Source organism: Saccharopolyspora sp. NPDC045941, from assembly GCF_056431445.1.
Map to the genome: position 1 here is coordinate 53,414 of NZ_JBWKKU010000004.1, position 13,231 is coordinate 66,644.

At 71.5% G+C, this 13,231-nt stretch carries 13 protein-coding genes; 4 read left to right on the forward strand and 9 right to left on the reverse strand.

Going from position 1 to position 13,231, the window contains the following annotated elements; all coding sequences use genetic code 11:
* The first annotated feature begins 39 nt into the window (after nucleotides 1–39).
* A complete protein-coding gene (locus tag AC07FN_RS04325; protein WP_478394321.1) occupies nucleotides 40–807 on the forward strand; it encodes an SDR family NAD(P)-dependent oxidoreductase in 768 nt (255 codons plus the stop codon).
* Here the strand turns inward: AC07FN_RS04325 and AC07FN_RS04330 are convergent.
* From AC07FN_RS04330 to AC07FN_RS04340, 3 genes are read right to left on the reverse strand one after another with little or no spacing between them, the layout of a single operon-like run.
* Nucleotides 789–1,394, reverse strand: coding sequence for a thiamine pyrophosphate-dependent enzyme (locus AC07FN_RS04330; protein WP_478394322.1), 606 nt, complete (start codon nucleotides 1,392–1,394; stop codon nucleotides 789–791). The two genes, AC07FN_RS04325 and AC07FN_RS04330, sit on opposite strands and share 19 nt — an antisense overlap.
* Nucleotides 1,391–1,933 (reverse strand): thiamine pyrophosphate-binding protein, encoded by a 543-nt coding sequence (locus AC07FN_RS04335; protein WP_478394323.1) that lies wholly within the window; start codon nucleotides 1,931–1,933, stop codon nucleotides 1,391–1,393. The genes AC07FN_RS04330 and AC07FN_RS04335 overlap by 4 nt, the downstream gene beginning before the upstream one ends.
* A 19-nt stretch (nucleotides 1,934–1,952) precedes the next feature.
* On the reverse strand, nucleotides 1,953–3,053 hold the full coding sequence (locus AC07FN_RS04340; protein WP_478394324.1) for an aminotransferase class V-fold PLP-dependent enzyme: 1,101 nt from the start codon (nucleotides 3,051–3,053) through the stop codon (nucleotides 1,953–1,955).
* Nucleotides 3,054–3,145: 92 nt separating this feature from the next.
* On the opposite strand from AC07FN_RS04340, the gene AC07FN_RS04345 reads away from it, so the two are divergent.
* Nucleotides 3,146–4,033 carry a LysR family transcriptional regulator gene (locus AC07FN_RS04345; RefSeq protein ID WP_478394325.1) on the forward strand — a complete coding sequence of 296 codons (888 nt, stop codon included), beginning with the start codon at nucleotides 3,146–3,148 and terminating at the stop codon, nucleotides 4,031–4,033.
* Between the two features lie 3 nt (nucleotides 4,034–4,036).
* On the opposite strand, the gene AC07FN_RS04350 is transcribed toward AC07FN_RS04345, so the two are convergent.
* On the reverse strand, nucleotides 4,037–5,359 hold the full coding sequence (locus AC07FN_RS04350; protein ID WP_478394326.1) for an MFS transporter: 1,323 nt from the start codon (nucleotides 5,357–5,359) through the stop codon (nucleotides 4,037–4,039).
* A gap of 121 nt (nucleotides 5,360–5,480) precedes the next feature.
* Nucleotides 5,481–8,231 (reverse strand): sensor domain-containing protein, encoded by a 2,751-nt coding sequence (locus tag AC07FN_RS04355; protein WP_478394327.1) that lies wholly within the window; start codon nucleotides 8,229–8,231, stop codon nucleotides 5,481–5,483.
* 257 nt (nucleotides 8,232–8,488) lie between these two features.
* On the opposite strand from AC07FN_RS04355, the gene AC07FN_RS04360 reads away from it, so the two are divergent.
* Nucleotides 8,489–8,887 (forward strand): DUF6292 family protein, encoded by a 399-nt coding sequence (locus tag AC07FN_RS04360; RefSeq protein WP_358565449.1) that lies wholly within the window; start codon nucleotides 8,489–8,491, stop codon nucleotides 8,885–8,887.
* Nucleotides 8,888–8,903: 16 nt separating this feature from the next.
* On the opposite strand, the gene AC07FN_RS04365 is transcribed toward AC07FN_RS04360, so the two are convergent.
* Nucleotides 8,904–9,167, reverse strand: a complete 264-nt coding sequence (locus AC07FN_RS04365) for a GlsB/YeaQ/YmgE family stress response membrane protein (protein ID WP_452615725.1) — start codon at nucleotides 9,165–9,167, stop codon at nucleotides 8,904–8,906.
* Nucleotides 9,168–9,391: 224 nt separating this feature from the next.
* Between AC07FN_RS04365 and AC07FN_RS04370 the strand changes: the two genes are divergently transcribed.
* Complete coding sequence (locus AC07FN_RS04370; RefSeq protein ID WP_478394328.1) at nucleotides 9,392–10,660, forward strand: MFS transporter; 1,269 nt, start codon at nucleotides 9,392–9,394, stop codon at nucleotides 10,658–10,660.
* A 470-nt stretch (nucleotides 10,661–11,130) separates the two neighbouring features.
* Here AC07FN_RS04370 and AC07FN_RS04375 read toward each other — a convergent pair whose 3' ends face one another.
* The 3 genes from AC07FN_RS04375 to AC07FN_RS04385 form a co-directional block, all read right to left on the reverse strand.
* Nucleotides 11,131–11,688 carry a hypothetical protein gene (locus AC07FN_RS04375; protein ID WP_478394329.1) on the reverse strand — a complete coding sequence of 186 codons (558 nt, stop codon included), beginning with the start codon at nucleotides 11,686–11,688 and terminating at the stop codon, nucleotides 11,131–11,133.
* A complete protein-coding gene (locus AC07FN_RS04380) occupies nucleotides 11,678–12,343 on the reverse strand; it encodes a phosphoribosyltransferase (RefSeq protein WP_478394330.1) in 666 nt (221 codons plus the stop codon). Before AC07FN_RS04380 ends, AC07FN_RS04375 begins: the two co-directional genes overlap by 11 nt.
* Nucleotides 12,344–12,470: 127 nt before the next feature.
* A complete protein-coding gene (locus AC07FN_RS04385) occupies nucleotides 12,471–13,067 on the reverse strand; it encodes a class F sortase (RefSeq protein WP_478394331.1) in 597 nt (198 codons plus the stop codon).
* Nucleotides 13,068–13,231 lie beyond the last annotated feature (164 nt).

Below are 13,231 nucleotides of genomic sequence, written 5' to 3' on the forward strand. Positions count from 1 at the left end.
AGCGGCAGCATGGACCGGAATCCCGAGGGACGGAGGAACATGGCTGCTGTGGCATCGGGCCGGTTGTCGGGCCGGACGGCCGTTGTGACCGGCGCGGCATCGGGCATCGGAGCGGCCACCGCGCGCAGGCTCGCGGCCGAGGGCGCCGGTGTGCTGGTCGCCGACGTGGACGCGGAAGGCGGCAGCGCGGTCGCCGCCGAAATCAACTCGGCCGGCGGGCGGGCGCTGTTCCAGCGCTGCGACGTCGCAGACCAGGCCGACTGGACCGCGGCGGTGCACGCCGCGCGCGAAGCGTTCGGACCGGTCTCGGCGCTGGTCGGCAACGCCTACGCGGTCCAGGTGGCGCCCGCCGACGCGACCACCCGCGAGTCGTGGGACCACCAGCTGGCGGTCAGCCTCACGGGAGCGTTCCTCGGGTTCAAGGCGTGCCTGGAAGACCTGGCCGAGACGGCGGGAGCCGCGGTGCTGACCTCGTCGGTGCACGCCCTGGTCGGCCTGCCGGGCCGCCCCGCCTACGCGGCGGCGAAAGCGGGCCTGACGGGCCTGACCCGGCAACTGGCGGTCGAGTACGGCCCGCGCATCAGGGTCAACAGCGTCCTCCCGGGACCGATCCTGACCCGAGCCTGGGACGAAGTCCCGGAAGCGGACCGCAAGCGGACGGCGGAGCAGACCGCGGCGGGAAGGATCGGAGACCCCGAGGAGATCGCGGCGCCGATAGCCTTCCTCCTCAGCGAAGAGGCGTCCTTCATAACGGGAGCAAGCCTCGTCGTCGACGGAGGCTGGAGCGTCTACAAGACCTCCGCGTGATCATCGCGGGCGGTGGCCGGATCATGTTGCTGCAGAAGGAGGTTCTGGCGGAATCGGGTGGCGATCGTTGCCGGGTCGTCGAGGAGCCAGGGGGTGTTCGGCGCGTTTCCGCCCGCTATTCGTGCCACCACCGCTGTCGGGCAGTCGGCGGACCGGGCGTTCAGCAGCGCTTCGCGGAGCCCGCCGGGGTCCGTCGCCTCCGCGGTCTTCAGCCCCGCCGCGGCCGTGAGATGCGCGAGCCGGACGTGTCCGGCTTGCGTCGGCATCTTGTCGGCCGACGCGTGCTGGTGGTTGTCGAGCACGATCAGCGTGTACGCGGCGGGTGCGTTGGCGCCGAGCGTCGGGAGCGCGTTCAGGCCCATGAGCAGCGACCCGTCGCCTTCGATCGCCCACACCCGGTGAGCGCCCGCCAGGGCGATGCCCAGGCCGACCGCCGCGGACAGCCCCATCGAATCGAGCAGGTACAGGTGGCTGTCGCGGCCGTGGTGGTGGGCGAGTTCCCGCGCCGTGGCACCACAGGTGACGACCAGCGGGTCGGCGCCGACGACGTCGTCGACGACCGCGAGGGCGGTGAGGCGGTCCATCATCGGGCGGCCTCCTCGGGGCGCAGTTCGACGGCGGGGTGCAGCAGGTCCAGCAGCGCGACCATGGGGCGGCGGGTCATCGCCGCGGTGCGGCACAGGTCCCGCGTGGTGACCCGCCAGGCCTCCGGCGCGACGTGCGGGCCCAGCGGCGTGTGGTGGATGCCCGCCGCGGTCAGCAACGCCGGGACCGCGGCGGAGAACTCGTGGATCATCGCGTTGTACTCGCCGAGCCCGCCGCGGGTGTTCGCCAGGATCGGCAGGCCGACGTGGTAGGCCTTGGCGAACGTCGTGAGCGCGGTCAGGGCGTTGCCGAAACCGTTGTCCTGCATGACGATGAGCGCTCGCTTGCCTGCCAGCGCTGCGCCGCCCGCGATGCCGACGGCCTCCTCCTCGCGGTTCGCCAGCACCGACGGCGTGCCGGCCTGCTCGAAGGCGCGGATCAGCGGGGCCGCGTGGGAGGACGGGACGTGGACGAGGAGTTCGGGTTCCCATTCGAGGACGCCGGCGACCGCGGCGTCGGTGTACGCATTGGATCCGGCCATGGATCAGCTCCGTTGGGCGTCAGGCGGTGGATTCGAGGGCGGACAGGGTGCGCGAGACGTCGTCGGCCGTGTTGAAGCCGTGCAGGCCGAACCTTAGGGCACCGGCCCGCGCCGTGGCACGCACATCGCGGGCCGCCAGCCGGTGCGCCGCGGCGTCGGCGTCCGGGACCGCGATGGTCACGATGTGGCTCGGCCGTTCGGTGGGAGAGCAGCGGAATCCCCGCTCCTGGGCGCCGTCCCGGAGCATCCCGGCCAGTTCCAGGCAGTGCCGTTCGAGCGCGGCGGCGTCGAGCGCCAGCAGCAGGTCGAGCGCGGCGGCAGCGCCGGCCCAGGAAGGCCAGCACGGCGACATGTCGAGCCTGCGTGCGCCGGGCGCATAGGACAGCGGACCGCCGTAGTAGCCCTGTGGTTCGGGCGAAGTCTTGACGTTGGGCGCCAGCGGCGCGAGCGCGGCAAGCCGGTCGGGACGCACGTAGAGCCATGCGGCGCCGCGCGGGCACAACAACCACTTGTAGCCGTGGATCGCGATGAAGTCGGGATCCACGCCTTCGGGCAGCGTGAGCACGCCGGCGCTTTGCGTCGCGTCGACGAACAACTGCGCACCCACCTCCCGGCACCGCGCCGAGACGGCCGCCAGATCGGTGCGCCAACCGGTCGCGGACTGCACGTCGCTCAGCGCCACCAGAGTCGTGTCCTCGGTTATCGCCGCCACCAGCGATTCGCTGCGCAGGCAACCGCCCGGCATCGGCACCTGCTCCACGTGCACACCGCGTTGTTCCGCGGCGAGCAGGGGAAAGATGTTGCTGCGGAACTCCTCGGCGCCGACGACGACCCTGCTGCCGGCCGGCAGCGCCGCGGCCACCGTCGCGACCGCCTCCGCCACCGACTGGACGAGCGCGACGTGCTCGGGATCGACGCCGAGCAGCCCGGCGACCTGGCGCCGGCTGTGCTGAGCCGCCCGATCGCGCTGCGGCCAGGAGAAGTCGCCGAGATCCCAGTTCGCGAGCTCCGCGTGGAGCGCACGCAGCACCGGCTCGGCGGCGGGCGCGCAGCTCGGGGTGAACAGCCACGCGATGCGGTCCAGGACGGCGAACTGCTCTCGGAATCTCGCCAGATCCACGGTGCCTCCTCGATCAGGGGTTGTACCGAGGATCGGGAAGCTGGGAGCATGAGTCAACGGAATGATTTTCATGCTGTCCATGAAGGCGGTTGATGGTGGAGCTGCAGCAGCTGAGATGCCTCGTCGCGGTGCTCGACACCGGTTCGTTCACGAAGGCCGCCGCCACCCTGCACGTCACGCAGGGCGCGGTGAGCCATGCGGTGAACGGGCTGGAGCGCGAGCTCGGCGTGGGGCTCGTGCGCCGCGGCCGCGGCGGGGCGAGCGCAACCGACGCAGGGGCGCGGGTCGCGGAGCACGCGCGGGCGGTTCTCGCGCGCCTGCGGGCGGCCGAGGACGAAGTCCTCGCGATGCGCGGACTGCGAGCGGGACGCCTGCGCGTCGGGAGCTTCACCAGCGCGTCGACGCGCCTGCTGCCGGGGCTCCTCGCCGCCTACCGGCGGGAGCACCCCGACGTCGAGGTCACGCTGCGGGAAGGCAACGACCTGCAGATCAGGGACCTGCTCGCCGACGGCGAGGTCGACGTCGCGTTCGTCGTGCTGCCGGCGGACGGCCACGACGTCATCGCCCTGGCCGAGGACGAGCTCGTCCTGGTCGTCCCCGAGACCCACCGCCTCGCGCGGCACCGCGTCGTCCCGCTGGCCGAACTCGTACCGGAACCGTTGATCCTGTCGTCCGGGGGCTGCGCGACGCTGGTCCGGAGCACGTTCCGCGAACACGGGCTGGAACCGCTGGAATCCGGTGCCGTGCAGGAAGGTTCCACGGCACTGGCCATGGTCGAGGGCGGGCTCGGCGCGACGCTCATGCCGGAACTGGCGGTGCCGGCGCTTCCCGGAACGCTCGTGACCCGCCCGGTGCGACCGACCGGCCACCGGCGCCTCGGACTCGCCGCGCGGAGCCAGGAAGCGCACAGCCCGGCGCTGCAAGCCTTCCTCGCGCTCGCGGAGCAGCAGGCGCCCGGGTTGGCCCGCCGGACGGCCTGACGGTCACGGGGCGTCGGTGGTCGCCAGGTCGTCGGAGTTGCCGGAGCGGTCGGGGGCCGCGACGGGCAGCATCGCCAGCAGCCCGATCAGCAGGATCACGACGATGCCGCCCATGCCCGCGCGCTGGGTGCCGAAGAAGGCGATGAAGCCGCTGAACGCCAGCGGTCCGAGGAAGCTCACGGCCCGACCGGTGGTGGCGTAGAGGCCGAACACCTCGCCCTCCCGCCCGGGGGTGGCGATGCGCGCGAGGAAGGTCCGGCTGGCCGACTGGGTCGGCCCCAGGAAGATCGCCAGCAGCAGCCCGCCCACCCAGAAGGCCGGTTTGCCGGGCACCGCGACCAGCGCTCCGCCCACCACGACCAGCCCGATCAGCGACGCCAGGATGACGGTCTTCGGGCCGAACTTGTCGTCCGCGCGACCGCCCAGGAACGCGCCGAGCCCGGCGACGAGGTTCGCCGTGATCGCGAAGACCACCACCTCGGTGGCGGTGAAGCCGAAGGTCCCCGCGGCGATCACGCCGCCGAAGGTGAAGATCGCGGCCAGACCGTCCCGGTAGAGCGCGCTGGCCACCAGGAAACCCAGCGTCCGCCGCTCGGTGCGCCACATCCGGGCCAGCCGCTTCCCGAGCACGATGTAGCTGCTGAAGATCGCGCGGCGCAGCGGCTCGCCGGAGGACTCGGCCTCGGGCACGAAGAAGAACAGCGGCAGCGCGAACACCGCGAACCACGCGGCCGCGAACAGCGCCACGACGCGGATGTTCAGCCCGTCCTGGGGGGTCACGCCGAACAGGCCGACGTCGGGCTGCACGAAGCCGATCAGCACGATCACCAGCGCGATCAGCCCGCCGAAATAGCCCAGGCCCCAACCGAAACCGGAGATGCGGCCGATCGTCGCGGGCGTCGAGACCTGCAGCAGCATCGCGTTGTAGTTCACCGTGGCGAACTCGGAGAACACGCTGCCCACCGAGATCAGCACGAGGCCCAGCAGCAGGTAAGCCGGATCGTCCCGGACGAAGAACAGCCCGGCCGTGCTGGCCACCACGAGCGCGGTGTGCACCGCCAGCCACAGCTTGCGGCGCCCGCCGGCGTCGCTGCGCTGCCCGGTCACCGGCGCCACCAACGCGATGCACACGCCCGAGATCGTGAGTGCGAGGCCGAGGGACTCCGAGCCGCTCTTCGGATCGGCGGCCACGCCCTCGGTCATGTACACCGTGAACACGAACGTCAAGATCACGGTGTTGAACGCTGCGGAACCCCAGTCCCACAGCGCCCAGCTGATCACCCCGCGCACGTCCCGATGAGGTGCGGGCGGGGTATTCGCGGTCATGCCCACGGCACGATTCGACCAGCAGGCCCCGGCGGCAGCCAGTCGAAACCCGCTGGTCGCCCGGTCCGCGCGACAAGCGCGCCGAAAAGCATCCGGATGGTCGACCCCGGACCGCCGGTGCTCACCGCCGACCGGCCGTCGGCGGGAACAGCCAGTCCATCGGGGCGGGCTTGCCGAGGTAGTAGCCCTGCCCCTGGTCGCAGCCGAGGTCGCGGATGATGGCGAGCTGGGCGGCCGTCTCGATGCCCTCCGCCACCACGCCGAGGCCGATCGCGTGGGCCATCGCGACGATGCCGGCGACGATGATCTCAAGCTCATCGGAGGAACCGAGGTCGGTGATGAACGTCCGGTCGATCTTGACGATGTCCAGCGGCAGCTGGCGCAGCTGCGCCAGCGAGGAGTAGCCGGTGCCGAAGTCGTCGATCGCCAGGCCGATGCCCAGTTCGCGCAGCGCAGTCAGGACGCGCGTCGCGGCTTCGGGGTCCTGCATGATCGCGTTCTCGGTGATCTCCAGGCACAGCGCGTGGGACGGCAGCCCGGATTCCGCGAGCGCCTGCTGCACGTGGTCCTGCAGCCGGGGATCTTCCAGCTGGAGCGGCGATAGGTTCGCATTGAGGTGCAGATCGAGGTCGTGGCGCTCGCGCGCCGCGGCGACCCGGCTGGTCGCCTCGCGCAGCATGTGCGCGCCGATGGGGTTGATCAGATCGCTCTCCTCGGCCAGCGGGATGAACTCGCCCGGCGAAACCGCCCCGTGCAGCGGATGCCACCACCGGAGCAGGCCCTCCACCGCGACCGTGCCTTCGGTGCGCAGGTCCACGACCGGTTGGTAGGCCACCCAGAGCTGCTCGCGCCGCACGGCGTGGCGCAGGTCCTGCTCCAGGACCATGTGCCGCTGCACGCGTTTTCGCAGGTCGACGTCGAAGAACGCGCAGCGCCCGCCGCCGTGCGCCTTGGCCTTGTACATCGCGACGTCTGCGTCGCGCAGGAGGTCCTGGGCGGACCGGGTGTCGTCCGGCGCGGCCAGCACCACGCCGATGCTGCCGTTGACGTGCAGCTGCCTGCCCTGCACGTGGATGGGCTCGGTGAGGGCGGCGAGCAGCCGCTCGCTGAGCCTGCGGAGCACGGCGTGGCTGCCCTCGCCGTGCACCAGGATCACGAACTCGTCCCCGCCGAGCCGGCCGACCAGCGCCTCCCCGGGGGTCGCGCGCACCAACCGGTTCCCGGCGATCCGCAGCACCTCGTCGCCGACGCCGTGGCCGAGGGAATCGTTGATCCGCTTGAAGTTGTCCAGGTCGATGAACAGCACGGCCATCGGGAGCGTTCGCAGCCGCGCGGCCCCGAGGTGGCGCAGCACCAGCGTCCGGTTGGCCAGGCCGGTCAGCGGATCGTGGGTGGCCTCGTACTCCAGCCGCTCCCTGGCGGCCCGGCTCTCGGTGATGTCGCTGAAGGAGATGACGACCTTGTGCGGCGGGCTGTCCTGCGGGTTCAGCGACCGCGCGGTGACCGCCAACCACGTGTTGTGGCCGTCGGCGCGGTTGAAGCGGATCACCCGCGAGTTCTGCTGCTTGCCGGTTCGCCGCGTCACCACCGCGGGGTGCTCGTCCGGCCGCATCGCGGTCCCGGCCTCGTCGAACAGCGTCCAGGACGTGGGCGCGGTGCCGATCATCTCGGCCGCCGTCGAGCCGGCGATGCGCTCGGCGGCCGGGTTCACCGCCTCGATGGTGCCCGTCGAGCCCACCACGACGACGCCCTCGTCCAGCGCCGCGACGACGGTCGCGAAGTCCTGTTCGGCCTGCCGGTGCGCGGTTTCGTCGGCGCACACCAGCACGAACCCGGAATCCATCTCCGACGCCGAGATCCGGACCACCAGGGAAGTGCCGTCCCGGTGCCGGTGCACGGCCTCGGTGACCCCGCCCTCGGCGACCAGGGCCTCGGGCCGCAGCGGCGCGCCGACGAGCGTCTCGACGTGCCGTCCCAACGCCTGCTCGGCGGGCACGCCGTACACGGTTTCGGCGGCCGGGTTCCAGCTGGTGACCACGCCCTCGCGACTGGTCGCGATGATGGCGTTGTTGACGTGCTGCACCAGCGCCGCCTGGTAGCGCAGCGCGGCTTCGGCGGTCTTCTGCGCGGTGATGTCCCGCCCGATGACCTGCACCGCCGGACGCCCCTCCCAGGTGGTGTGCACCGCCACCATCTCCACCGGGACCGAGGTGCCGTCCACGCGCTGCAGGTCGGCGTACGACCGGGGTGTCGCCATGCCCTCGGCCGTCAGCAACTTCAGCCGCTTGCGCATTTCGACCACCGACTGCGGGGTCACGAAGTCCGTGACCCGCCGCCCGAGGAGTCGCTCGCAGGATTCGGCGCCGAGGATGCTGCTCATCGCCGGGTTGGCGTACTTGATGATCCCGTTCTGGTGCACGCAGATCGCATCGGGGCTGAGCTCGGCGAGCAGCCAGTAGCGGCCGGCGAGGTCCTCCAGGGCCTGCCGGTCCCGGTGCAGGCCGGTCACCTCGCGGATCAGGCCGATGAGGCCGCCGGTGCGCCGGTCACCGTACGCGCGGGCGCGCAATTGCAGCAGTCGGGTCTCGCCGTGGGCGGTGATGATCGGTTGTTCGCGGTCGATTTCTTGCGGCCAGGCGGACGGGTCGGCCGTCGCCGCCCACGGCTCGATGAGCTCGGTCAGCCGGTCGCGGACGGCCTCGTCGGGCGCGCCCGGCATGCCCAGGAGCACGTCCATGCCGGGCATCCAGGTGATCTTGCGGTCGGCGAAGTCGAACCGCCAGCCGACCGCGCCGTGTGCGGACAGCGCGAGGTCCAGCAACTCGCCGCCAAGGCCCGCACTGCTCGGCCCGCCCCCAGGATCGATCGCCATGATCCGTCCAAAGAAGAGACCCCGCCCACCCGCGCACGCGGCGTGGGCTGCGCCCGTCGTGGCCGCACCCGACCTAGCAGTTCCCGGAACCGCGGACCACAAACCATCGGCGCGGCGGGCGTAATGGACCGCTGCGCATCGCGTCGCTAGATCGACGCGGGTGGAATTCATGCCATCGGGCGGTCTGCGGCGACGGCGGCCCGGTTACCCCAGGACAACAGCGGAGCGCTGTTCTGGTTCGGGGGGAAACCATGGACATGACGAGTCCGGCGGCAGGTGGACTGATCAACTACGTCCGCACGGTGGCGGGCGACCTCGGCGACGACGTCTACGAGGTCGACGTGGACCTCGAGAGCGGGTTGGCCACGGCGATCATCCTCGTGCACTCCAAGGTGCCCACCCTCGTGGACTGCCCACTCCTGCTGACCTGGGACGAGGTCAGCGGCTGGGCCCTGCGGGTGGAGACCGACGGCTGGGGGGACACCACGGCCATCGAGTTCATGGGCGAGGACATCCTGCCCGAGCCGGGGCTGGTGCGGGACTTCCTGCAGGAGGCGGTCGACGGCCGCAACCCCGGCATGCTCCAGCCCCCGTCGTTCCGCCTGCCCAATGCGGGCGACGACCTCGAAGACCGCCTCGCCCGGTTCGCCGCCTGACCTCGGCCGGGCGCGGTCAAGCGCGCGTGCGGTGGAAGATCAGCCGGTAGATCAGCAGCAGGACCACCGAGCCGATGATGGCCCAGACGAAGCTCATCAGGTTGAAACCGGTGACTCCCGCACCACCGGTAACACTGGTCGCGACCCACCCGCCGAGCAACCCGCCGACGATGCCGATCACGATGGTCACGATGATCCCGCCGGGATCGCGGCCGGGGAGGATGAACTTGGCGATCGCCCCGGCGATCAGCCCGAACAGGATCCAGCTGAGAATACCCATGACGGCGTCCTCCTGAGCTCGGTCGACCGTCCAGCACAGGGGTTCCCCGAGCGCGGGCATCGCATGCACCGGTCGTGCCCGGGTCGGGCCACCGAGCTCCGCCAGATCGTCCTATGAGGACGCCCGACCACCCGGCGTGGCGCTCCTGGGTACCGGTTGCACCGCGGCCGCTGCCGAGCGGTTTGATCTATGCGGTCGGCACGCGGTTTTCGGAGGCGGTGGTGTTGCAGCGCGGTCCATCGTTGGGGCGGGATTTCGGCTGGTTGTGGGCGGCGTACGCGGTAAGCACGGCGGGCACTTGGCTCGCGCTCGACGCGTTCCCGCTCATCGCCGTCCTGGTGCTGCACAGCAGCACGACGCAGGTTTCCGCGCTGGCCGCCGCGGGCCTGGCGGTCGGTGCGGTCCTCGCGGTGCCGCTCGGCCCGTGGGTGGAGTTCCACCGGAAGCGGCCGGTCATGATCGCGATGGATCTGGTCCGGTTCGCGGTGCTGATGTCCGTACCGGCGGCCTACGCGTTCGACGTGCTGACCTTCGCGCAGCTGGTCGTCGTGTCCGTGCTCGTGGCGGCCGCCAACATCCTGTTCACCGCGGCGAGCGGCGCGTGCCTCAAGGCACTGGTGCGGCCCGACGACCTGCTGGCGGCCAACGGCAGGTTCGAGTCCACGACGTGGACGGCGACCGCGATCGGTCCGCCGCTGGGCGGGTTCGCCATCGGCGCGCTCGGCCCCGTGACGACCGTCGTGCTCAACGCCACCAGCTATCTGCTCTCCGCGCTCGGGATCCGCGCGATCAGCGGCCGGGAGCGACCGCCGGAGCGGCGCGGATCGCGGTTCCGCGCCGGCGACGTCGTCGAAGGCTGGCGCTGCATCTTCCGGCATCCCGTGCTGCTGCGGCTGTTCCTCAACAACAGCCTGGTGAAGGGGCTAATCATGGCGCCCGTCCCGCTGCTCACTGTCCTGCTCCTCCGCGATCTGGGCTACGCGCCGTGGCAGTACGGCCTGGCCTTCGGCGTGCCGTGCATCGGCGGCCTGGTCGGGTCGCGGCTGGCGAGGCCCCTGGTCGCGAGGTTCGGGCAGCACCGGGTCATGCTCGCCGCGGGCACGGTGGCCGTGTGCTGGCCGGTGGGCTTGGCGTTCGTGCCGCCCGGCCCGCCGGGCCTGCTGCTCATCATCGGGATCGAGTTCGGCTTGATCACGAGCATGGGCGTCTTCAACCCGGTTTTCGCCACGTACCGCCTCGAGAACATCGATTCCGGCAGCGTCGCCCGGACCTTGGCGGCGTGGTCGATCGGCAGCGGCGCCACCGTTTCGGCGCTGACGTTCCTCTGGGGGCTGCTCGCCGCCGTCACCGCCCCCCGCGTCGCCATCGCGATCGCCGGGGTGCTCATCCTCGGCACGCCGCTCCTGCTGCCGCGCTGGAACAGCGATTCGCCCCATGAGCAACGGATTCCGCTTGCGGCGGACACGCCTCCCGGCGCGTCCCGGCAGCGATAGCGCCGCCCAGTGGCGCACCGCCACGCTCGAAGGCGCGTTGCCGACCAGCGGGGCGATACCCGCTCCCGCGCCGACGGTGCTGGTCTGCCACGGCGTGGAGGGGCGCACCGATGCCCAGGTCGAGCGGCTCCTGCCGTGGGGCTACCAGGCGTTCGCGGTGGACCTCTTCGGCAAGGGTGTCGGCGGTTCGGCACCGGCGGAATTAGAAGCTGATGCCGCCTTTCCTAGCGGACCGCGCCATGACGGCGGCTTTCCCGGGGTGGATGCGTCCCGGATCGCGGCCACGGCGTTTCTGCTTTGGCGGGCTCTGCGTGCTCGGAATGCCTTGGTCGGGCCTGAAGAGGTTCCTGGCGGAGTGCCTGGCAGATGATTCCCCTGATCCCGCAACAACGTTGAGAAAATCCGAATAGGACACTTCGCGGCACCGGGACCAGGTGGCACGGGCCGGCGAGGGGCTGCGGAAGGTGTCGCTAGTCCGAGTAGCCGGGTGGCAGGGGAGTGGGGCGCAGGGCGCGATCCATTCCCGAGGCGACGAATTCCGACACCGCCGCCACCGCGTGCTGCCGGAGGAGCATCACCACCCGCGGATCCGACGACGTCTCCAGGACTCGCACGCCGTCGGGAAGGGGCTCGACCTGCAGGTCGATCTGCGCGTGGTGCTCGAAGAGCTCCGCGAACAGCGGGTCGAGCTGGCGGATCGCGTCGCCGCGCGCCAGCCGCCACCGCATCCGTTCGACGTGGGTGCGGAGGTTCGCGGCGACGTCCCGGTTGGCGCTGGTGGTCGTGGCCCGGACCCCGTAGGAGTAGTGGTCCACCGTCCGTGCGATCTCCTGGTGGTGGACCAGGAGCTCGTGGATGATCCGCACGTCGCGCTCCAGATCCGGGTCCGTCTTCGGGTCCGGGGTCAGCATCCACGGCGGCACCCCTCCCAGCTCCTCCTGCTGCGCGCACCCCGGCAGCGGCACCGCGATGGCGGCGGCCAGGGCCAGGAATTCGCGCCGCGAGCATGCGCGGTGCTCACCCGTCATCGGCGGTCCCCTCGTCGCGCGGTCGGTCGGTGTCGTGGAGCAGCTCGACGACCTCGGCGTCGGAGGTCTGGGCGAAGTCCCGGTACCACTGGCCGATCGCCATGAACCAGCCCGGTGTCTCCAGGCAGACCTGCTCGTCGGTCACCTCCTCCAACCGTTCCAGGGCGTGCGGCGGCGCCACCGGCACGGCCAGCACCACGCGGGCGGCGCCCTGCTCGCGCGCGACGCGGCAGGCGGCGTGCGCGGTGGAACCGGTGGCGATCCCGTCGTCGACCACGATGGCCGTCCGCCCGGCCACGTCCACGCGCCTGCGGTCGACGCGGAACAGTCTCGCGCGCCGGTCGAGCTCGACCCGCTCGCGCCGTTCCACCTCCTCGAGTTCCTTCGCGCTGACGCCCGTCTTCCACAGCACCTCGTCGTTGATGATGCGCGCTTCGCCTTCCCCGATGGCGCCCATGCCGAGCTCGGGGTGGGTGGGGACGCCGAGCTTGCGAACCACGATCACGTCCAGCGGTGCCCGCAGCGCCCGGGCGACCTCGTAGGCCACTGGCACGCCGCCGCGCGGCAATCCGAGCACGATGGCGTCCGCCTCGCGGAGGTGCAGCAACTGCTGAGCCAGCCGGCGGCCGGCGTCCCTGCGGTTCTCGAACGGCACGGTGGTACCCCCTCCGCCCGAGCATGGCCCGGAGAGAGCCGGGGGCACAGGGGCCATCGGTACTCAGCCGCGGCTTCCATCCCGTCGAACAGGTTCGCGACCGTCCCGGGTGCGCATCGGTCGACGGTCAGACGAGGTGGCCGAACACGACCAGGTTGTCCTCGTAGCTGCGGCGCGTCTCGTCGAAGTCCCCGCCGCAGGTGATCAACCGGATTTCGGGGCGCGCCACGTCGCCGTACACGGCCTCGGTCGGGAACCGGTCCTTGGCGAACCGTTCGGCGCGGTCGACGACGTAGGTGACCCGCGACCCGTCCCGGCGGTCGACCCGGATCTGGTCACCGGGGCGGAGGTCGCGCAGCCGGTAGAACACGCCGGCTTCGGTGTAGGAGTCGACGTGGCCGAGCACGACGAAGGGGCCGATCTCGCCCGCGCCGGGCCCGCCGTCGTACCAGCCCGCCTGCCCGGGCTTCTCGATCGGGGGAACCTGCACCGTGCCGTCCCCGTTCAGACCGAGCGGGACGAGCGTCGACGCCACCCGGATGGCCGGGATCGCGATCCCGGTCGGGTGGGGATCGCCCGGGGCCGCCGTCACCGGTCCGGGCGGGACCGGTCCGGCGGCCGCGATCGGCGGCGGCGTGGAATCTGCGTCCGCCGGGCCGAAGAACGCCGAGCCGGCCGCGGTGACCAGCAAGATGCACCACATGGCCAGAACCGGGGCCCGCATGCTCCTACCTCCGCCGTTTCCGGTGCCCGCGCCGATCGCGGGCCGTCGCGGGGGAGGGGGGGGGGGGGGGTTTCTTTTTTGTGTTCTTTGGCCTGTGTTTTTTTTTGTTTTTGTCTCCGCCCCTTCTCCTCCCACCCACCCCGCCGTGTTTTTCCTCGTTGTTC